The sequence below is a fragment of the Protofrankia symbiont of Coriaria myrtifolia genome (assembly GCF_900634755.1).
Lineage (GTDB): Bacteria > Actinomycetota > Actinomycetes > Frankiales > Frankiaceae > Protofrankia > Protofrankia coriariae.
Map to the genome: position 1 here is coordinate 1 of NZ_CAAAFS010000300.1, position 19,935 is coordinate 19,935.

Annotated in this window: 22 protein-coding genes; 3 read left to right on the top strand and 19 right to left on the bottom strand. The window is 71.0% G+C overall.

The window, feature by feature from the left end:
* From CM1CMNOD_RS16905 to rimP, 4 genes are all read right to left on the bottom strand, one after another.
* A partial coding sequence (locus CM1CMNOD_RS16905; RefSeq protein ID WP_131774079.1) for a translation initiation factor IF-2 N-terminal domain-containing protein occupies nucleotides 1-265 on the bottom strand: 265 nt, incomplete at its 3' end.
* A 175-nt stretch (nucleotides 266-440) separates the two neighbouring features.
* The gene (locus CM1CMNOD_RS16910; RefSeq protein ID WP_347176513.1) at nucleotides 441-824 is read right to left on the bottom strand and encodes a YlxR family protein; all 384 of its coding nucleotides are present in this window, start codon (nucleotides 822-824) and stop codon (nucleotides 441-443) included.
* A complete protein-coding gene (gene nusA / locus CM1CMNOD_RS16915) occupies nucleotides 730-1,818 on the bottom strand; it encodes a transcription termination factor NusA (protein ID WP_013874804.1) in 1,089 nt (362 codons plus the stop codon). The genes CM1CMNOD_RS16910 and nusA overlap by 95 nt, the downstream gene beginning before the upstream one ends.
* Entirely contained in the window at nucleotides 1,815-2,480 is a 666-nt protein-coding gene (gene rimP / locus CM1CMNOD_RS16920) for a ribosome maturation factor RimP (RefSeq protein WP_013874805.1), read from the bottom strand. The genes nusA and rimP overlap by 4 nt, the downstream gene beginning before the upstream one ends.
* A 129-nt stretch (nucleotides 2,481-2,609) precedes the next feature.
* Here rimP and CM1CMNOD_RS16925 point away from each other — a divergent pair, with 129 nt between their 5' ends.
* Both CM1CMNOD_RS16925 and CM1CMNOD_RS16930 read left to right on the top strand, forming a co-directional pair.
* The gene (locus CM1CMNOD_RS16925; RefSeq protein WP_131772793.1) at nucleotides 2,610-3,209 is read left to right on the top strand and encodes a hypothetical protein; all 600 of its coding nucleotides are present in this window, start codon (nucleotides 2,610-2,612) and stop codon (nucleotides 3,207-3,209) included.
* Nucleotides 3,210-3,215: 6 nt separating this feature from the next.
* Nucleotides 3,216-3,674: a DUF4439 domain-containing protein gene (locus tag CM1CMNOD_RS16930; RefSeq protein WP_013874807.1), complete on the top strand. Its 459-nt coding sequence runs from the start codon at nucleotides 3,216-3,218 to the stop codon at nucleotides 3,672-3,674.
* Between the two features lie 35 nt (nucleotides 3,675-3,709).
* On the opposite strand, the gene CM1CMNOD_RS16935 is transcribed toward CM1CMNOD_RS16930, so the two are convergent.
* From CM1CMNOD_RS16935 to rpsB, 15 genes are all read right to left on the bottom strand, one after another.
* Nucleotides 3,710-4,165 (bottom strand): RrF2 family transcriptional regulator, encoded by a 456-nt coding sequence (locus CM1CMNOD_RS16935; protein WP_013874808.1) that lies wholly within the window; start codon nucleotides 4,163-4,165, stop codon nucleotides 3,710-3,712.
* A gap of 80 nt (nucleotides 4,166-4,245) precedes the next feature.
* A complete protein-coding gene (locus tag CM1CMNOD_RS16940) occupies nucleotides 4,246-5,166 on the bottom strand; it encodes an ABC transporter permease (protein WP_013874809.1) in 921 nt (306 codons plus the stop codon).
* Nucleotides 5,156-5,917 carry an ABC transporter ATP-binding protein gene (locus tag CM1CMNOD_RS16945; RefSeq protein ID WP_013874810.1) on the bottom strand — a complete coding sequence of 254 codons (762 nt, stop codon included), beginning with the start codon at nucleotides 5,915-5,917 and terminating at the stop codon, nucleotides 5,156-5,158. The genes CM1CMNOD_RS16940 and CM1CMNOD_RS16945 overlap by 11 nt, the downstream gene beginning before the upstream one ends.
* A gap of 31 nt (nucleotides 5,918-5,948) precedes the next feature.
* Nucleotides 5,949-7,025, bottom strand: a complete 1,077-nt coding sequence (locus CM1CMNOD_RS16950; RefSeq protein ID WP_013874811.1) for an ABC transporter substrate-binding protein — start codon at nucleotides 7,023-7,025, stop codon at nucleotides 5,949-5,951.
* Nucleotides 7,026-7,182: 157 nt separating this feature from the next.
* Complete coding sequence (locus tag CM1CMNOD_RS16955) at nucleotides 7,183-8,034, bottom strand: GNAT family N-acetyltransferase (protein ID WP_013874812.1); 852 nt, start codon at nucleotides 8,032-8,034, stop codon at nucleotides 7,183-7,185.
* A gap of 18 nt (nucleotides 8,035-8,052) precedes the next feature.
* Entirely contained in the window at nucleotides 8,053-9,204 is a 1,152-nt protein-coding gene (ispG, locus tag CM1CMNOD_RS16960; protein WP_013874813.1) for a flavodoxin-dependent (E)-4-hydroxy-3-methylbut-2-enyl-diphosphate synthase, read from the bottom strand.
* Between the two features lie 127 nt (nucleotides 9,205-9,331).
* Nucleotides 9,332-10,525, bottom strand: coding sequence for a M50 family metallopeptidase (locus CM1CMNOD_RS16965; protein ID WP_013874814.1), 1,194 nt, complete (start codon nucleotides 10,523-10,525; stop codon nucleotides 9,332-9,334).
* A 76-nt stretch (nucleotides 10,526-10,601) separates the two neighbouring features.
* Entirely contained in the window at nucleotides 10,602-11,822 is a 1,221-nt protein-coding gene (gene dxr, locus CM1CMNOD_RS16970) for a 1-deoxy-D-xylulose-5-phosphate reductoisomerase (RefSeq protein WP_013874815.1), read from the bottom strand.
* Between the two features lie 204 nt (nucleotides 11,823-12,026).
* A complete protein-coding gene (locus tag CM1CMNOD_RS16975) occupies nucleotides 12,027-13,187 on the bottom strand; it encodes an alpha/beta hydrolase family esterase (RefSeq protein ID WP_013874816.1) in 1,161 nt (386 codons plus the stop codon).
* Entirely contained in the window at nucleotides 13,174-14,415 is a 1,242-nt protein-coding gene (rlmN, locus tag CM1CMNOD_RS16980; protein WP_013874817.1) for a 23S rRNA (adenine(2503)-C(2))-methyltransferase RlmN, read from the bottom strand. The genes CM1CMNOD_RS16975 and rlmN overlap by 14 nt, the downstream gene beginning before the upstream one ends.
* On the bottom strand, nucleotides 14,412-15,269 hold the full coding sequence (locus tag CM1CMNOD_RS16985) for a phosphatidate cytidylyltransferase (RefSeq protein ID WP_013874818.1): 858 nt from the start codon (nucleotides 15,267-15,269) through the stop codon (nucleotides 14,412-14,414). Before CM1CMNOD_RS16985 ends, rlmN begins: the two co-directional genes overlap by 4 nt.
* Nucleotides 15,270-15,338: 69 nt before the next feature.
* A complete protein-coding gene (gene frr, locus CM1CMNOD_RS16990; protein ID WP_013874819.1) occupies nucleotides 15,339-15,896 on the bottom strand; it encodes a ribosome recycling factor in 558 nt (185 codons plus the stop codon).
* Nucleotides 15,893-16,672: a UMP kinase gene (gene pyrH, locus CM1CMNOD_RS16995; protein WP_043606998.1), complete on the bottom strand. Its 780-nt coding sequence runs from the start codon at nucleotides 16,670-16,672 to the stop codon at nucleotides 15,893-15,895. The genes frr and pyrH overlap by 4 nt, the downstream gene beginning before the upstream one ends.
* Nucleotides 16,673-16,909: 237 nt before the next feature.
* Nucleotides 16,910-17,524, bottom strand: coding sequence for a translation elongation factor Ts (tsf, locus tag CM1CMNOD_RS17005; RefSeq protein ID WP_013874821.1), 615 nt, complete (start codon nucleotides 17,522-17,524; stop codon nucleotides 16,910-16,912).
* Nucleotides 17,525-17,715: 191 nt separating this feature from the next.
* Nucleotides 17,716-18,633, bottom strand: coding sequence for a 30S ribosomal protein S2 (gene rpsB / locus CM1CMNOD_RS17010; RefSeq protein WP_013874822.1), 918 nt, complete (start codon nucleotides 18,631-18,633; stop codon nucleotides 17,716-17,718).
* Between the two features lie 575 nt (nucleotides 18,634-19,208).
* Between rpsB and CM1CMNOD_RS17015 the strand changes: the two genes are divergently transcribed.
* Complete coding sequence (locus tag CM1CMNOD_RS17015) at nucleotides 19,209-19,886, top strand: murein hydrolase activator EnvC family protein (protein ID WP_431307096.1); 678 nt, start codon at nucleotides 19,209-19,211, stop codon at nucleotides 19,884-19,886.
* Nucleotides 19,887-19,935: the final 49 nt, after the last annotated feature.

The window sequence follows — 19,935 nt, forward strand, 5'->3', positions numbered from 1 at the left end:
GGCCCGGGCGGGGCGGTACCGGCCCGGGACGGGCACCGGGTACCGGCCGGGCGCCGTTGCCCGAGGCGCCGCCGCGCGCGGCGGGCCGCTGCGCGCCGGCGCTCTCGGAGGGGAACGACTCCTTGAGCTTGCGGACGACCGGTGCCTCGACTGTGGATGATGCCGATTTCACGAACTCGCCGAGATCCTTCAGTTTGGCAAGCACGGTCTTGCTGTCGACGCCGAGCTCCTTGGCGAGCTCATGTACGCGGGCCTTTCCTGCCACGGTGCTCCTTCGTTCGGCCCGCGGTCCGCCCGCGTGACCCTGGTTACCTGCCGGTCGTGATCATGGCTGCGTGCTCATCGCGCGGTCATCGCTGTCTCGACCTGCTTCCGTGTCGACATCTGGTGACGTCGTCCGATCTTCCGTCAACCCCGCATCGGTGCGAGGCCTGTCCGTCCTACCGCTGCTCCCCGGCCGTGCGCTGCTGGACGAGGTGCGCCCTGACATGTTCAAGTCCGAGCGGCCCCGCGACCCGCAGCGCCCGCAGAAACGCCCTGCGGCGTTCCGCGAGATCCAGGCATGCCAGATCGGGGTGCAGGTGTGCCCCCCGCCCAGGCATACATCGGCGAACATCTGGTCTGAGCTCACCGCCAACTGCCACCGTACGCATCAGGTCCGATCGCGCCACCCGGGCACGACATCCCACACATGTACGGACCGGCTCCGCACGGCGTGCGCCCATCAGTCTATCTCGTTGCACCTGACGAGGGGCCGCCGGTAGCGGGAGATCTCCGGGGAAGGGACGGCGACACGGCCCGCCGGGCACCCGCCTCGGCACCATCCCGTGCCACTGGGTCACCGGCGCCTTCCGTGTCCGAGTGGATGTCGATGCGCCACCCGGTCAGGCGTGCCGCCAACCGGGCGTTCTGCCCTTCCCGGCCGATGGCGAGGGAGAGCTGGTAGTCCGGCACGACCACCCGCGCCGCGCGAACGGCGGGATCGGCGACCTCGACCCGGGCCACCCGCGCTGGTGACAGTGCGTTACCGACGAACGCGGCCGGGTCAGCGGACCAGTCGACGATGTCGATCTTCTCGCCATGCAGCTCGGCCATGACGGCCCGTACCCGCGCTCCCATCGGGCCGATGCAGGCGCCCTTCGGGTTCACCCCGGCCACCGTCGACCGAACTGCGATCTTGCTGCGGTGGCCCGCCTCCCTGGCGATCGCGGCTATCTCCACCGTGCCGTCGGCCACCTCCGGCACCTCCATCCGGAACAGGCCCTTGACCAGCTCCGGATGGGTCCGCGACAGGGTCACCGTGGGGCCGTGCACGCCCCGGGTGACGCTGACGACATAACACTTGATGCGGTCCCCGTGCTCAAAACGTTCGCCGGGAACCTGCTCGGCGGGCGGCAGCACGCCCTCAATGGTGCCGAGATCGACCAGAACGACCTTCGACCCGGCCCGCTGCTCGTGGTGCTGGACGACGCCGGAGACGACCTCGTGCTCCCGGTCGGCATACTGCCCGTAGGTGATCTCCTGCTGGGCCTCGCGCAGCCGCTGCATGATCACCTGCTTGGCCGTCATCGTGGCGATCCGGCCGAAGTCCGCGGGAGTGTCCTCCCATTCCCGCGTCATCCCGTCCAGGGAGGTCTCGCGGGCGTACACCGCCACGTGCCCGGACGTCCGGTCGATGACCACCCGAGCGTCCGCGGCCGCCCCGTCGGTGTGCCGGTAGGCGGTCAGCAGCGCGGTCTCGATCGCCTCCACCAGGGTGTCGAAGGCGATGTCCTTCTCACGTTCGATGCCGCGCAACGCCGCCACGTCGAGTTTCATCGCTGCGCCTCCGCGTCCTGGGCCTCGCCGGCCGCGAGGACCTCGTCGCCCGCGGGATCCTCGTCGCCGGTCACGAGATCCTCGTCGGTTGCGCGGAACTCCACCTGCACAGCGGCTCTGACCACGTCCGCAAAGGATATCCGTAGCACTTCGCCGACGGCCGTGCGCCCACCCTCGAGCACCAGCTCGGCCGTCTGCTCGTCCGTGGCGCGCACCCGCCCGAGCAGCTCCCGGCCGTCCCGGGTACGCACCGACACCAGCCGCCCGCGGGCCCGGTGCCAGTGCCGCGGCGCCACCAGCGGACGATCGACACCGGGCGAGCTGACCTCGAGGACGTACGGCCCGGCCAGCGGCGGGTCACCGGCCGCCGGATCGGTCTCGGCGGCGTCGAGCACGGCCGAGGCCACCCGGCTGGCCTCGGCGACCGCGTCCAGGTCCACCCCGCCGTCGCGGTCCACGACCACCCGGACCACGCTACGGGAGCCGGCCCGGCTGACGGTGACGTCTTCCAGGTCGAACCCCCGCGCGGCAAGCTGCGGGGTGAGCAGGCGCACCAGCTCCGCCCGGGCGGAGCTGGGCCGGACGTCCGGGCTTCGGGGCCGGGCGCGACGTCGCCCACCCCCGGCATCGGCGACACTGGTTGCGGCCACGGCGTCGCCCATGTCGACCCGCTCCTTTCCACGATGGTGCTCTCCGGAGATCCTGAGCCTACGTCCGACCCGACCGGCTTCTCCCCGCGGCGGCCGGGGAGTCCGGCCGCCACCGCCGTCGCTGTGACAAGCTGCTGGACCGTGAGCGTGACAGGTGCTGGCCGGCGACCGAGCCGGCGGGGTGTTCTCGGCGCGCTCCCCCTGGCCGCGACGGCTGTGCTCGCCGGCCGTAGCTGGAACCGGTCGGCGTACGGCCCGGGCGAGCCCAGCGGCCCGGACACCGTCGACAGCGCCCTGTTCGAGGCGGCGACACGGTCCGAGCAGGGCCTTCTCGTCGCCTATGATCAGGCGATCCGCACGCATCCGGCGATCGCCGCCACCCTGACGGTGCTACGCGCCCACCATGTCGAGCACGTCGGCCGTCTCGGATCGGCCGCGACCGGCGGCGGCCTCACGATCGCCAGCGGCCTGCCGGGGATACCCAGGGCCCCCGGGGCGTTCGGTTCCGCCACGGCCCGGCCCACCACCGCCCAGCTCGCCACGGCCGACCAGGCGACGCCCCAACGGAGCGCGGTGTCCCAACAGGTCACGGTCGCCGCGCTCGTCCAACTGGAACAACAGGCCGCGGCCCTGCTGCGCACCCGGTGCCTGACGGCGGCGGCGGCCGTCGTCCCCCTGCTGGCCAGTATCCACGCGGCCGAACTCGCCCATGCCGACCTGCTCACCCAGCTGGCCAGGTGATCGCTGATGGCGGACGACCCGGGCACCGTCCAGGCGCTGTCCGACCTGCTGGCGGTGCAGCATGCCGCCGTGTACGCCTGTGCCGCGGCCGGTGGCGCGCTGGCGCCGCTGCGGCCCGCCTCGGACCCGACCCGGCTGCTCGCCCAGACCGCCTACAGCGCCCACCGGGAGCTGCGGGACCGGCTGGTGGCCGAGGTCCTCGGCCGCGGCGGCAGCCCGCCGGCGGCCCAGCCCGCGTACCAGCTGCCGGTGCCGCCCAGCGGGCTCACCGGCGCGCTCGAACTGCTCGCCGCCGTCGAGGACCGCTGCGCGGCCGCCGCGTACGACGCGCTCGACGCGCTGGTCGGCGATCTGCGCGCGCTGGTGGTCGACGCGCTGGCAGGGACGGCCGTACGCGGCCAGCAGGCACGCCTGGCCACGGGCCAGCCGGTGGATCGGGCCAGCCGGGCACTGCCCGGTGTCTGAGGGTGACGGGAAACCTCTGAGCGTGGCGGGAAAGATCAGCGGCCGACCCAGGCGTCACGGTCCCGGCCGAGCTCGCCGACGATCGGCGGCAGGTGGCCGCTGGCGATGTCGGCCAGCGTCACCTCCTCAAGAACCCGGCGGATGCTGACCCGCACGGCGATCCACACCTCCTGGAGATGTTTGGCGGCGCCTTCGTACACCGCCTCCTCCGGCCGGCGGCCCCGGACACTGGCCAGTGGGCCGTCGGTGGCCCGGATGACCATCGCCACGGTGATCTCGTTCGCCGGCCGGCAGAGCCGGTAGCCGCCGTCAGCCCCTCGCCGGCTGCGCACCAGGCCGCTGCGGCGCAGGTCGGTGAGGATGTTCTCCAGGAACCGCAGCGGCAGATCCTGCGCGGTCGCCAGCGTCTCACCCTTGACGAGATCGCCGTTGGACGCGGCCAGGGTGAGCAACGCACGCAGGGCATAGTCGGCTCGCGCGGAGATCTGCATGTATCCATCTTGCCGGCCAAGGTCCCCGTACGCCCGAGCCGGGTGCCGCCCGCCGCCGCGCGGCCCGGATCCGCTACAACTCAGTGTGACCGAGGCGGCAGCAGCCCCCGGCGGGCGCGCATTCGGCGGTCGCCGGCGTTGAAAGCGGCGTCCACCAGCACCCCGATGACGAAGATCGTCATCATCATCGCCAGCACGCCCACCGTGTCCAGCAGCTGCCGGCTGTCCTCCAGGTCCGAGCCGATGGAGGGGTGGCCGGGGACGACGACGAGCAGTTCGCCGGCCATCAGGCTGCGCCAGGCGAACGCCCAGCCCTGTTTGAGCCCGGCCACCACCGACGGCAGGGCCGCCGGTGCCACCACCAGCCGGTAGAGCTGCAGGCCGCGCGCTCCCATGGTCCGGCCGAGCCGGGTCAGCAGGGGCGGGACGTAGTCGATGCCGCTGATGACACCGTTGGCGATCGACGGCGCGGCGCCGAGCACGACGACGAAGAGGATCGCGGACTCGGTGAGCTTGAACAGCAGGATCGCCAACGGGAACCAGACGATGGACGGCATGGTCTGCAACGCCGTGATGAACGAGCCGACCGCGGACCGCAGCAGGGCGAACCGGGCCACGGCCACGCCGACGATCCCGCCGATGAGGATGGCCAGTGCGTATCCGGCCACGGCCCGTTGCAGGGTGCGGGCGGCAGCCGACCAGAAGTCCCCGGTGGTGACCCTGCGGCCCAGGTCCGAGAGGGCCTCGCCCGGGCCGGGCAGCACGTAGGAGGGCTTCCAGCCGCTCCACACCACGACCTGCCACAGCAGCAGGAAGATAATGATCGCGCCCAGTTTCGGCCAGGTCACCGACCAGATCCTCAGCGCGAGCGGGGGACGGGGCTCGGTGGCCGTCTCAAGGGCGTCGAGCCCGGCGAGGGCGGCGTCGACGTCGATGTCGGCGGCTGGCCCGACCGGCGTGGCGCGCGCCGTCGCGGACGTGATCGTGACCTCAGTGGCCATGGCGGACCACCTCCTCACGCAGCCGGTCGGTGATGGCCACGGCCAGCGCGGCCACGTCGGGCGAGTCGATACGGCGGGGACGCGGCAGCCCGACGTCGAAGATCTCGGCCACCCGCCCCGGCCGGCTCGACAGCAGCACGACGCGGTCGCCGAGGCGCACCGCCTCCCGCACGTCGTGGGTGACGAACAGGATGGTCACACCGGTCTCCCGCCAGATCCGTTCCAGCTCGTCGTGCAGCAGGTCGCGCGTCATCGCGTCGAGGGCACCGAAGGGCTCGTCCATGCACAGCACGTCCGCCTCCTGGGCGAACGCCCTGGCGAGACTGACCCGCTGGCGCATACCGCCGGAGAGTTCGTGCGGACGCTTGTCGGCCAGGCCGGCGAGGCGGACCAGCGCGAGCAGCTGTTCGACCCGGGCCTTCCGGTCGGCCCGGGGGACACCGCGGATCTTCATCGGCAGGGCGACGTTGCCCCCGGCGGTCAGCCACGGCAGCAACGCCGAATCCTGGAACATCAGCCCGACCTGACGGTCACCGACGTCGACCGTGCCGGACGTGGGGCTGTCGATGCCGGCGAGGATGCCCAGCAACGTCGACTTCCCACAGCCGGAGGCGCCCAGCAGACAGACGAACTCCCCCGGCCGGGCGTCGAAGGAGACGTTGTCGAGTGCGTGGACGCGGTGTGAGCCGGACCCGAAGATCCGGCTCACACCGTCGATCCGGACCGCGCTCGCGTCGATGACAGCGGTCACTGGAAACTGCTCCCTGATCCGGAACGTACAGCTACTGCGCGGACACCGACGGCTTGCCGCTCGCCGCCAGCACCGCGTTCACAGCCGTGAGATCGAAAATTCCATTCAGATCGGCCTTGGGCAGCAGGCCGAGCTCGGTCGCGTGATCGGCCGAAGCGACCAGCGACGACGCGACCGGGTCGGCCGTGAACGTCAGGCGCTTCCAGGCCGGCTCGATGACGGCGTCGGCCAGCGGCTTGCCGGACAGTTTCGCCAGCCCCTGGTTGGTCACGTCCCGGCCCTTGACCGGGTCGGCGTTGAGGGCGTCGATCGAGGCGGCGTTCGCCTCCACCAGACGCCTGACGATCTCGGGGTTGCTCTTGAGGTAGTCGGTGCGCACCAGCAGCAACGTGGTGACGAACCTGCCGCCGGGCCATTCCGTCGCCTCGTCGACCAGCAGCTTCCCGCCGTCGGAGATCAGCCGGGACAGAGTCGGCTCGGGCACCCACGCGCCGTCGATGGCGCCGGACTTGAAGGCGTCCACCGTCACCGTGTTGTCCTGCGGGCGGATCTGGACGTCACCGCCGCCGCTCTTGTCGGTGGCCAGGCCGTGCTGCTTGAGGTAGTAGCGCAGGGCCACGTCCTGGGTGTTGCCCAGGCTCGGGGTGGCGATCGTCCTGCCCCGCAGCTGCTCGACCGAGGTGATGTCGCTCTTCACCACCAGCCCGGCACCGCCCGAGGTCACCCCCGAGACGATCCGAACGGCCTCACCCTTGGACTTGGTGAAGGTGTTGACCGCCGGGTTCGGTCCGATATAGGTGGCGTCCAGCGCACCGGAAATGAGGGCTTCGGACGCCTGGACACCCGAGTTGAACGTCGCGGTCTTCAGCTCCACGCCCGGGCCGAGCTTCTGCGCGAAGATGCCCTGATCGATGCCGTAAGCGGCGGGCGCGTGGGTGAGGTTGGGGAAATAGCCGAGCCGCAGGGTGCCGGTCGGGTTGCCACCGGTGGCGTTGCCGGTCGTGACGGTGTCATCGTCTCCCCCGCTCGAGCAGGCCGTCAGCGCCAACGCCAGCGCGCCGGCCGTGAGCAGTGGCGTGACCCGACGCCACAGCCTCCTCGAGGACATGAGCCTTCCCCTCCACCGTGGCAGCACGCAGCGCCACGCAATTCGATAGAAGTGGTTGAGAAACAGAGGATGCCAGACTCACGACAAGGTCGCCATCCCGGCCCCTTGTTCACAAAAATGGCTAGAAAACGGCCAGTGGGCGCGCAGAAACGGACAGTCAGAACAGGATCGACGCGAAGGTCCCGGCCCGGTAGAAGCCCACCCGGTCGTAAACCCGGCGGGCGGCATGGTTGTACCCGTTGACGTAGAGGCTCACCACGGGCGCGAGGGTGGCCTGCGCCAGCGCCACGACGCTGGCCGTACCCGCCGTCCCGATCCCCGTGCCCCGCAGCTCCGGGGCCACCCAGACCCCCTGGATCTGGCAGACGTCCCCGGCTACCGCGCCGATCTCGGCCTTGAACACCACGCGCCCGTCCTCGATGCGGGCGAAGGAACGACGCTGGTTGACGAACTCGGCGACCCGGGCCCGGTAGAGCGCGCCACCGTCGTCACGGACCGGGGACACCCCGATCTCCTCGGTGAACATCGCCACGCACGCCGGCAGCAGCACGTCCAGTTCGTCCGGCCGCACTTGGCGGACGGCCGGATCCGGGGCGACCGCGGGCGGCTTGGAGATCGCCAGCAGCGGCTGGTCCGCCCTGACCTCGCGGGCCGGCCCCCAGCCCGGTTCCAGGTGCCGCCACATCGCCAGCACCGTCTCGGCCACCCCGACGATCGAGGAACACCGGCGGCCCTGGCGACGGGCCCGTTCGGCGAACACCTTCGCCGACGCCGGACCCGCCGCCACGGGCCAGAGGTTCGCCCCCGAATAGCACAGCGCGGCCAGCTGGCCGTCGACCATGTGACCCCACATCTGCGCCCCGAGCCGCCAGGGAGCGAGTCCGCACGCCTGCACGCGGGAGGCGACGAACACGTCGGCGATCGGATTGCGCGCCAGCACCTCCCGCGCCGCCGGCAGGTCGCGGTCGTCGAGCAGACGGATGGGAGCGGAACGCAGCGGCAGGCCCATGGTCACGGGTATTTGAGGTTAGCTGACCGAAACCGACGGTTCACCGGAAACGCCGTCGGCCTCCATCTGCTCGGCCAGCCGCAGGGCCTCCTCGATGAGGGTCTCCACGATCTGGGCCTCGGGCACGGTCTTGATGACCTTGCCCCGGACGAAGATCTGCCCCTTGCCGTTGCCCGAGGCCACCCCGAGGTCGGCCTCGCGCGCCTCGCCGGGGCCGTTGACCACGCAGCCCATGACGGCGACCCGCAGCGGCACGGTCATCCCGTCCAGCCCGGCGCTGACCTCCTCGGCCAGCTTGTACACGTTGACCTGGGCACGGCCACAGGACGGGCAGGAGACGATCTCCAGGGTGCGCTGCCGCAGGCCCAGGGACTCCAGGATCCCGATGCCGACCTTGACCTCCTCGACCGGGGGCGCGGACAGCGAGACCCGCAGCGTGTCCCCGATGCCCTCGGACAGCAGCGCGCCGAAGGCCACCGCCGACTTGATCGTGCCCTGGAACGCCGGGCCCGCCTCGGTGACCCCGAGGTGCAGCGGATAGTCGCAGCGCTGCGCCAGCAGCCGGTACGCCTGGACCATCACGACCGGGTCGTGGTGCTTCACGGAGATCTTGATGTCGGTGAAGCCGTGCTCCTCGAACAGGGAGCACTCCCACAGCGCCGACTCCACCAGCGCTTCGGGGGTGGCGCGTCCGTACTTGGCCAGCAGGCGCTTGTCCAGCGAACCGGCGTTGACCCCGATGCGGATCGGGGTGCCGGCGTCGATGGCGGCCCGGGCGATCTCGCCGACCTTGTCGTCGAACTCCTTGATGTTCCCGGGGTTGACGCGGACGGCGGCACAGCCGGCGTTGATTGCCGCGAACACGTACTTCGGCTGGAAGTGAATGTCGGCGATAACCGGGATCGGCGACTTCCTGGCAATGGCGGGCAGCGCGTCCGCGTCGTCCTGGCTGGGGACGGCCACGCGCACGATCTGGCAGCCGGAGGCGGTCAGCTGCGCGATCTGCTGCAAGGTGGCGTTGACATCGGAGGTGAGCGTCGTGGTCATGGACTGGACGGAGACGGGCGCGTCCCCGCCGACCGGCACGTTGCCGACGTGAATCTGGCGGCTGCGGCGCCGGGAGGCAATCGAGAGGGCCGGCGCCTCAGGCATGCCGAGAGTTACGGTCACGATGTCCTCACTGGCGTGTCGATGGTCACGAAGGTCAGAAACTGGACGAAAGCCACGAGGTGTTACCACTCGCCGGTTTCCGGATATCGGCGGCGTAAAAAGTTGTGATCATGCCCTCGTCGGCCGGCTAGTTGAATCTGATCGGATTGACGATGTCGGCGAACAGGATGAGCAGGCTCAGCAAGGCGAAGGATGCGACCATTACGTACGCCGCGGGCATGAGCTTCACAAGATCGACACGCTTGATCGGGCCCCGGTAGCCGGCGAGCCTGCGCACACCATGGCGGGCCTGTTCGAAACCGAGCACCGCCAGGTGCCCACCGTCGAGCGGGAACAGCGGCAGCAGGTTGAACAGACCGACCGCCAGGTTGACCCCGGCCACGAGAACGACGAAGTCACCTATCCGCTGGCTCGCGGAGGTGTCCGGGGCGGACAGCAGCTCGCCACCGACGCGGGCCGCGCCGACCACACCGACCAGGCCGTTCGGGTTGCGGTCGGGGCTGAACAGGTTCGCGAGCTCGTCGAGCCGGTGCACGAGCGTGTCGTACATGCCGGTGACACCGCCGCCCAGGACGTTCAGGGTCTTCGGCACGGCCGAGATCGGGTTGTACCGGACGGTCTCGTAGCCCTGCGCGATCCCGATCGCCCCGACAGGGTCGTTGCCGGTGAGCCCGGTCTGCCGGTCACGCATGACCGAGACCAGCTCCGGGTACAGCGTGACGGTCCGGCCGTCCCGCTCCACCACCAGGGGCGCGACCCCCGCGCCGTGGGTACGGATGAGGCGGGTGAACTGGTTCCAGCTCGTGATCGGCGTGCCGTCGAAGCTGACCACCTGGTCGCCCGCGCGCACGCCCGCGCGTTCGGCCGGGCCGGCCGGGGCACCCGGGGCGCACTCGTTCGCCACCGGCACACAGACCGTCCGACCGACCGTGTTCTCGCTGGGGCGTGAGGTGCCCAGCGCCAGCAGCACGCCGTAGATCAGCACCAGCGCGATGACGAAGTGCATGAACGACCCGGCCACCAGCACGACGGCCCGCTGGTACGCCGGCCGGGTGTGGAACGCCCGGGGTGCGTCGGCCGGGTCGATCTCCTCGAGCAGGGTCATCCCCTCGATCTTGACGAACCCGCCGACCGGCAGCGCCTTGATGCCGTACTCGGTCTCGCCCCTGCTCCGGGACCACAGGGTGGGGCCGAAGCCGACGAAGAACTTCGACGCCTTCATACCGTAGTGACGGGCCGTCACAAAGTGGCCGGCCTCGTGCAGCAGGATCGAGACGAGCAGCGCCAGCGCGAACGCGACAATGCCGACTGCGTTGGTCATGGTGCGTTCACGCCCCGATCACAGCCCTACACGCTTCTACTGGGTACCCCTCGGTCACGAAGGCATCACGTCTCGATCAGGCTCCTTGATCGACAAGGGCGCGCACCCGGGCGCGCGCGTCCCGCTCGGTGTCCAGGACCTCGTCCAGGCTCGGACGTCGCACCACGGTATGCGCCGTGACCACCTCGGCCACCACGTCGACGATGCGCACGAAGGGCAGCCGGTGGTCGAGGAAGGCCGCCACCGCCTCTTCGTTGGCGGCGTTGAAGACGGCCGGCGCGGTCCCCCCGCGGCGGCCGGCCTCGCGGGCGAGGTCGACCGCGGGGAACACGGTGGCGTCCAGCGGCTCGAAGGTCAGCGACTGCGCCCGGCGCCAGTCCATCGGGGCCTGGGCGTGCGGCACCCGGTCGGGCCAGCCCAGCGCGAGGGCGATCGGCAGCCGCATGTCCGGCGGGGAGACCTGGGCGAGCGTGGACCCGTCGGTGAACTCGACCATCGAGTGCACCAGCGACTGCGGGTGGACGACCACGTCGATGTCGTCGTAGGGCACGCCGAAGAACAGGTGCGCCTCGATCAGCTCGAGGCCCTTGTTCACCAGGGTGGCCGAGTTGATCGTGACGAGCGGCCCCATGTCCCACGTCGGGTGCGCGAGGGCCTGCTCGGGCGTCACCTCGCCCAACTGGTCACGGGTGCGGCCACGAAACGGCCCACCGCTCGCGGTCAGGACGAGCTTGCGCACCTCGTCGGCCCGGCCGCCGCGCAGGCACTGGGCGAGCGCGGAGTGCTCGGAGTCCACCGGGACGAGCCGGGACGGGTCACCACCGAGGGCGTCGAGCACCAGCGGGCCACCGGCGACGAGCGACTCCTTGTTGGCCAGGGCCACCGTGCGGCCCGCCCGCAGCGCCGCGAGCGTCGGGGCGAGGCCCACCGACCCGGTGATGCCGTTGAGAACGACGTCGGACGGCCAGGCGGCGACCTCCGTGGCGCCGTCCGGCCCGGTGAGAATCTTCGGGATGGCGTACTCGCCGCGGCGGAAGCCCCGCCGGGAGGCCTCCGCGTAGAAGGCGAGCTGAAGGTCCTGCGCGGCGGAGGCGCGGGCCACACCCACCGCCTCGACGCCCAGCTCAAGCGCCTGGGCGGCCAGCAGGTCGACCCTGCCACCACCGCCGGTGAGCGCCACCACGCGGAACCGGTCGGGATTGCGTTTCACCACGTCGATGGCTTGGGTCCCGATCGAACCGGTCGAACCGAGCAGGACAACCTCACGCGGGGACGGTGACTCGACCACGTGAACCATTGTCGCAGGCGTCATCCGGCTACGACGACACCTGTTCGCATGCCGACACCCGGCCCTGCCTGGGCAGGACCATCCGCGCCCAGAAGGGGGCGGCAGTCACCGCCGATATGGCATTTGTCATAGCCACAGTCTATCGTCCCGGATATCCCGATTTGCCGAACGGATAGTTACCAAAAGTAATCACAGACCCGGTGCGGCGGCCGGCTACCGGCCCGCCTGGGTCGGCGTCCCGGCGGCCGGCGAGGCGCTGGCCGGCGCTGGCTGCGGATGCCCCCGGAAGTAGGCCAGGGCCACCTCCGTGGCGCTGAACCGCGGGCGGGCCGCTCCCGCGGGCGGGCTGGCGCCGGGGTCCGGCCAGACGTGCCCACCGCCCTGCACCGCCAGCAGGCCCACGTCACGCCCGCCCGGGCAGGCCGTGTGGATCAGCCGCTTCAGGCCGAGCGACCCGGTGTCGTCGATCCAGGGGGCCGCCGGGCCGCAGCCGACGAAGCCGGCGTAACGGCCCAACCTGGCCTCCATCGGCTGGGCCTGGGTGCCGTCGAAGGGAGCGGGACGGTCGGCCCCGCCGCCATCCAGCGGCGTCACCGGGTCGCTCGTGCCGTGGATGGCCAGCAGGCTCGGCGCCGGGGAGGCACAGGCGGCGGGTATGACGGCGGAGGCCACCGGCACCACCGCGGCGAACACGCCGGGCAGCGCGCAGGCCGCGGTCACCGCCATGTCCGCGCCGTCCCCGAGGCCGGTGGCGAAGACCCGCTGGGCGTCCAGACACGTCCGCGCGGTCAGGTCGTTGACGAGCGCGGCCACGAAGGCCACGTCGTCTGGGCCGGCCGCGGGGCGGCGGACGAAGTTCCACTTCCCGTCCACGCCGTCCGGCGTGGCCACCGCGTAGCCGGACCTGGCGCCGACCTCGCTCAGGTGGGTGTAGCCCTCCACCGCGGCGGCGTTCTCCCCGACGGCGTGGAAGACGACGATCAGCGGGAGTGGTCTGGCCGGGATGCTCCCAGCGGGGACAGCGAGCTGATAGCCACGGGTGTCCGCGCCGACCCGCAGCGTCTGGTGGCTCGATCCGGCCGAGATGTTCTTGCCGGAGACGCATCCGCTCACCACAGCCGGTGACGCCGACGCCCGCGGTGTACCGGCGCCGCCGGTGCCGCCGGCTGCCCCCGGCAGCACGCTGGCGGTGTCAGGGCCCGTCGCGGCGTCCGACTGCCCGGTCTCGGTGACCGTGCCGCCGCCGTGCCCGCCGGCATACAGAATCAGCACAACAACGATCATTATCGCCCCGATCACCGCGACGAGCGGCCCCCACAGGGGGGAGCGGCGGGGCGGGACCCGGCGGGCGGAACGGCGCTCACCTGCCGGCACGGCCACTCCCGTCCGGCCGGTCCGTACCCGGCCCACTCAGCCCGGTCGGGGCGTCGGCGGCGAGCTGCCCGCAGGCCGCCGCGATGTCACGCCCCCTGGTGTCGCGAACAGTGGCCGTTATACCGCGTAACCGTAACCGGCGGACGAACTCGCGCTCCCGGCGCCGCTCGCTGGCCTGCCAGGACACCCCCCGGGTCGGGTTGAGCGGGATCAGGTTGACGTGGGCGAGCCTGCCGACGAGCAGGTCCGCCAGCGCGTCGGCGCGTTCCGGCTGGTCGTTGACATCGTCGATCAGGGCGTACTCGATGCTGACCCGGCGGCCGGTCGTCTCGGCGTACTCCCACGCGGCGGTGAGCACCTCGGCCACCGGCCAGCGCCTGTTCACCGGGACCAGACTGTCCCGCAGCTCGTCGTCGGGCGCGTGCAGGGAGACCGCCAGCGTCACCGGCAGACCGGCCCCGGCGAGCCGGCGGATCGCCGGCACCAGCCCCACGGTGCTCACGGTGATCGAGCGGGCGGACAGGCCGAGACCCGCGGGCGGCGGGGCGGTCAGCACCCGCAGCGCCGCGACCACCGTGGCGTAGTTCGCCAACGGCTCCCCCATCCCCATGAACACCACGTTCGACAGCCGGGCCGGCCCACCGGCGAGCTCGCCGCGAGCGATGGCCCCGGCCGCGGCGACCACCTGCTCGACGATCTCGGCGGCGGACAGGTTACGGGTCAGCCCACCCTGGCCGGTGGCGCAGAACGGGCAGCCCATGCCGCAGCCGGCCTGGCTGGACACACAGACCGTGGCCCGGTCCGGATAGCGCATCAGGACGGACTCGATCAGCACTCCGTCGAAGGCCCGCCACAGCGTCTTGTGGGTGGCGCCGGCGTCGCAGGTCATGGTCCTGGCGGGGGTCAGCAGCGCGGGCAGCAACGCTTCCAGCAGCGCCGCGCGGGAGGCGGCGGGAAGATCCGTCATCGCCTCGGCGTCGCCCGCGCGCAGGTACCTGGCGAAGTAGTGCCGGGCGACCTGGTCGGCTCGGAAGGCCGGCTCGCCGAGCGAGACGGTGAGTTCCCGCCGCTGCGTGGTGGTCAGATCCGCGAGATGGCGAGGCGGACGCGGCCTGGGCGCGGCGACGAGCGGCACCGACCGGGCCGGCGCGGACGCTTCGGCGCCGCCGGCGGCGGTGGACGGGACAGCGGAGGAGACGGCCATGGCCCGTCCAGTCTGCCAGGTCATGGCGGCGGCACGAAAACGGTGATCAGTAGCCAGGCCACGGGAACGGTGCAGAGCACCGAGTCCAGCCTGTCCATGATCCCGCCGTGCCCCGGCAGCAGGTTGCCCATGTCCTTGATGCCGATGTCCCGTTTGAGCAGCGACTCACCAAGATCACCAACGGTGGCGGTGCACACCACCGCGAGGCCGAGCAGCACCCCCTGCCAGACGGCGGCGTGCAGGGTCCAGGCCATCAGCGTGCCGGCGACGACCACACAGGTGACGGTGGAGCCGGCAAAGCCCTCCCAGGACTTCCCCGGGGAGATGTTCGGGGCGAGCTTGTGCCGGCCGCCGGAGAGCACACCGGCCGCGTAGCCGCCGATGTCGCTGGCGACCACGGTGGCCAGGCAGGCGACTATCCGCCACGGCCCGTCCGACGGGCTGGTCAACAGTGCGGCGCAGCCGGCCGGCAGGCCCACGTAGGCCGCGCAGAACGCTCCCGCGGCCACATCGTGGAGCAGGTGGTCGGCCCCGTGGGCGAGACGGCACGCCGTCACCACGACGACGGTCGTGGCCAGGGCCACCACCAGCGCGGACGCACCCCCGACATAGGCGGCCACGGGCATCGCCGCCGTACCCGCCGCCAGTGGCGGCAACGCGATCCGCGCCCCGAGCTGGCGCAGCGCCCTGACCAGTTCGTACGTACCCACCACCATCGCCACACAGACGACGGCGATCCACAGCGGACGGACGGTGAACAGGGGGACGAGGATGACCAGGGCCAGCACGACCCCGACGGCGATCGCGGCCGGCAGATCCCGACCGGCCCGGATACCACGCGGGCGGGACGTGCCGACCGCCGGGCCGGTGCGGGTCACGACGTCATCTCACGGTGCCGGAGAACAACGTGGGGCGATCGATGGCTGTCGATGGCTGTCGATTGTCGGTCAGACCGCCAGCAGCTCCGACTCCTTGTGCCGCAGCAGCTCGTCGACCTGGCTGACGTACCGGTGCGTCGCCTCGTCCAGGTCCTTCTCCCCGCGCCGGCCCTCGTCCTCGCCGGCCTCGCCGTCACGGACGATGCGGTCGATCGCGTCCTTGCTGTGCCGGCGCACGTTGCGGATGCTGATCCTGGCCTCCTCCGCCTTCGTCCGGGCGACCTTGGCCAGGTCACGCCGACGCTGCTCGGAGAGCTCCGGGAACAGGCAGCGGATTATCGTACCGTCGTTGCTCGGGTTCACTCCGAGGTCGGAGTCGCGCACGGCCTTCTCGATGGCGGCCAGCGAGCCCTTGTCGTACGGGGTGATGATCACCATTCTCGGTTCCGGAATGTGGAACGACGCGAGCTGGTTCACCGGGGTCGGCGCGCCATAATAGTCGACGAGGACCTTCGAGAACACCGACGGGGTGATCCGCCCCGTCCGGATGTTGGCGAAGTCCTCCTTCGCTACCGCGACCGCCTTGTCCATTTTCTCCTCGGCCTCGAGGAGTACATCGTCGATCACCGTCGTCCTTCCGTCCCGCCCTCGTCCACACTGACCAGGGTGCCGATCTTCTCACCGCGGACGGCTCGCAGTATGTTCCCCTCCGTCAGCAGGTCGAAAACCACGATCGGCAGCCTGTTGTCCATGCACAGGCTGATGGCCGTGGCGTCCATGACCTTCAGCCCACGAGACAGCACCTCGCCGTAGACGAGTGCGTCGAAACGAACCGCATGGGGATTCGTCGTTGGGTCGGTGTCGTACACACCGTCGACCTTGGTGGCCTTGAGAACAGCCTGTGCCTTGATTTCCAGGGCGCGCTGCGCGGCCGTGGTGTCGGTGGAGAAGAACGGCGCCCCCAGCCCCGCGCCGAAGATGACGACACGGCCCTTCTCCAGATGCCGGATGGCCCGCAGCGGCAGGTAGGGCTCGGCGACCTGGCCCATGGCGATCGCCGTCTGCACCCGGGTGACGACTCCCTCGCGCTCGAGGGCGTCCTGGAGGGCCAGGCAGTTGATCACGGTGCAGAGCATGCCCATGTAGTCGGCCCGGGCTCGGTCGACACCACGTTCGGCCAGCAGATGGCCACGGAACATGTTGCCGCCACCGACCACGATCGCGACCTCGATACCGGTCCGGCTCACCTCGGCGATCTGGCGAGCGATCGTCGCGAGCGTCTCCGGGTCGATGCCCAGTGGCTCGCCACCGGCGAATGCCTCACCGGAGAGCTTCAGCAACACCCGTCGCCAGTGCACCTCGGCAACGCCACTATGGGGTGTAGCCGCTTCCGCGTCCCTGATGGCGTTTTCGATCACGAGCGGCCCCCTCGCCGTCGGCTACGATCATCGGCCGGTGGATATGCACTGCGAGTAGTCTGCCCTACCCGATCGGGTCGCAGAACCTCTGACCGCCACCTCCGGTTCGTTTGACGTACACCTGGACGTACACATGACGGGCAGCAGGGGCAAAACGTCTCTGAGGAGAAGCCGGGGCCAGGGCCAGGGCCGGGACCGCTGGCCGGAACCGGCCCTGGCCCGTCAGGCCGTCTTGACGTTGAACCGGGCGAACCGGCCAACCTCGATCTTCTCGCCGAGCGAGGATCCCGCCTGCTCCAGCAGCGCGCGGATAGTGATCTTGCCGTCTCGGACCCAGGGCTGCTCAAGCAGGACGACCGCTTTCACGTAGCCGTTCAGCCGCCCCTCCACGATCTTCGGGAGCGCCTGCTCGGGCTTGCCCTCCTCGCGGGCCGCGGCCTCGTAGATCTTCTTCTCCTGCTCGAGAACCTCGTTCGGGATCTGCTCCGCGGTCACGTAGAGCGGATCCGCCGCCGCGACGTGCTGCGCGATGTCCCGCGCGAGCTGCTTGAACTGGTCGGTCTTCGCGACGAAGTCGGTTTCGCACTTCAGTTCCAGCAGGACACCGATGGTGGGGGGCAGCTGCGGGTCGGTCTTGTGCAGGTAGGACTCCACCAGGCCGTTGGAGGCGCTGCGCCCAGCCCGCTTGGCGACCTGCGCCAGGCCCTTCTCCCGCAGCCAGGACCTGGCCTTCTCGAAGTCGCCGTCGTTCTCGACGAGCGCTTTCTTGACGTCGCTCATCCCGGCGCCGGTGAGTTCCCGGAGCTTGCGAATGTCAGCGGCGGTGATTTCTGCCATGGTGCTCTTCTCGTTCCATCCGGCTGCTGGTGTTGGTGGGAGCCACCGGGGCCGCGGGCAGCGCGATCGTCACTTCTTCACGTTCACGCTGCCGGGCCCCGGTGTCCCCGTAGGGTCGCTACTGGATCTTGCGAGGATGTGCTGGCGGGTACCGCACGAAGGCCGGGCAGGCCAGCGTCCGGGACGGCTGGTCAGACCCGGGCGGTCGCGGCGCCCACCGCGGAGACCGTGTCGGAGTCGGGGTGGGCCGGCACGGCCGGCGCGGCCGGCGCCTGACCAGCCGGCTGCTGCGCCTCGGAGCCGGCCGTGGCCGGCGCGTCGGCGGAGGACACCTGCCCCCGCAGCAGCTCCTGCTCCCACTCGGTCAGTGGCTCCCCGCCGCTGGGCGTCTCCGGCTTGACGTCCGCCGACGTCGTCCCACCCGCACGGGCCACCAGCCCGTCCGCCACGGCGTCGGCCACCACCCGGGTGAGCAGGGTCGCGGAGCGGATGGCGTCGTCGTTGCCGGGGATCGGGTAGTCGACCTCGTCCGGGTCGCAGTTGGTGTCCAGGATCGCGACGACCGGGATGCCGAGCTTGCGGGCCTCCCCGACGGCGATGTGCTCCTTCTTCGTGTCGACGACCCAGACCGCGCTCGGCACCCGGGTCATGTCCCGGATACCGCCAAGGGTCCGCTCGAGCTTGGCCTTCTCCCGGGACAGCACGAGCTGTTCCTTCTTCGTCCGAACCTCGGTGCCGCCGGTCAGCTCGATCTCCTCGAGCTCCTTCAGCCGCTGGAGGCGCTTGTACACCGTGGAGAAGTTGGTGAGCATGCCACCGAGCCAACGCTCCTTGACGTAGGGCATGCCGACCCGCTGCGCCTGCTCCTCGATGGCTTCCTGAGCCTGCTTCTTCGTGCCGATGAACAGGACGGTGCCACCGTGCGCGACGGTCTCCTTGACGAAGTCGTAGGCACGGTCGATGTAGGACAGGGTCTGCTGCAGGTCAATGATGTAAATGCCGTTGCGCTCCGTGAAGATGAAACGCTTCATCTTCGGGTTCCAGCGCTTCGTCTGGTGTCCGAAATGCACACCGCTTTCGAGCAACTGCTTCATGGTGACGACGGCCACGGCTCGTCGCTCCCTTCTGCGCCGGGGGTACCGACGCACCTCGGTTACCGGCCCCGGCCAGCGACCGGGACCCCTGACGCCCTGCTGGCCCCTACCGCCGCGGATGGCAGCGGACCGAGGGAGCCTTCCAGCCGCACCGGGAGGGTGGGCGGAGAAGGGCGTGTGGATTCAGCTCGACCGTTCGAGCCGTGCCCCAATCCTACGCCCACCCGCGTGCCGCCCCCCAGCGGGTTGTCCACAGGCGGGTTGTCCACAGGCGGGTCGTCCACAGCGGGTACGGGCGACCCGGACGGGGGTTGTGCACGGACCGGCTCGCAATCGGCAGGTTGTCCACAGGAGCCCGTCCGGCCGTGACCGCCGGGCCCGCACCGGTCACCGTGGCAGCAGCGGGAACGTGCGCGGATCACCACGGACGCGCCCCGGCGCCCGGGCTCGGGCGTCACGGTCGCACCTGCCGTGCCGGCGACGGTCCGCCAGCCACCCGCCCGCCGCACGCTCACGGCCGTCGACGACACAGTCATGATCATTTTGATCATGATATCGCGGCGGCGGCCCGGAAATCCGGAGGCGCCATGATCCCGCCGTCCCGACACCGTCCGTTGCTTCTCCTGCTGCTGACGGCCGCGCTGCTCGCCCTGGTGGCCACCGGATGGCCGCATCCGCTGACCGGCTACGGCACCCGGGCGGCCGTCTCCCCCGTCTCCTCCGTACAGCCGGCGCCCACGCGGCCGGCCATCACGGCACCGGTATCCGAGGGGCCGGTATCCGAGGGGCCGGTACCGCTCGGGAGCGGCACCGGCATGAACCCGGTGTCACCGGGGCGTGCCGTCACAGCGCCATCAGGCCCGCTCTGGCGCGCCCCGCTGGACGGAACGCTCATCCTCGGCCGCGCCTTCAGCCCGCCGTCGTCGCCGTACGGCCCCGGCCACCGCGGCGTCGACCTGGTGGCCGCCCCGGGGACGCAGGTGCGGGCCGCCGGCCGAGGCGTCGTCACGTTCGCCGGAACGATCGCTGGACGCGGTGTGACGACCGTCAGCCACGGATCGTTGCGGACGACCTACGAGCCGGTGGAGCCGACCGTGGCGGCCGGCCGGACGGTGGCCGCGGGCGAACCGATCGGCCGGCTGGCCGCCGGGCATCCCGGCTGCCCCGCTGCCGCCTGCCTGCACTGGGGCCTGCTCGAGGGGAGCCGCTATCTCGACCCGCTCGGCCTGCTCCGGCGCCGTTCCCCGCGCCTGCTGCCCCTCGGATGAGACCGCTTGCTCCTCGTAGACTGTCGCCGCTAATGTGTGGGGTATAGGT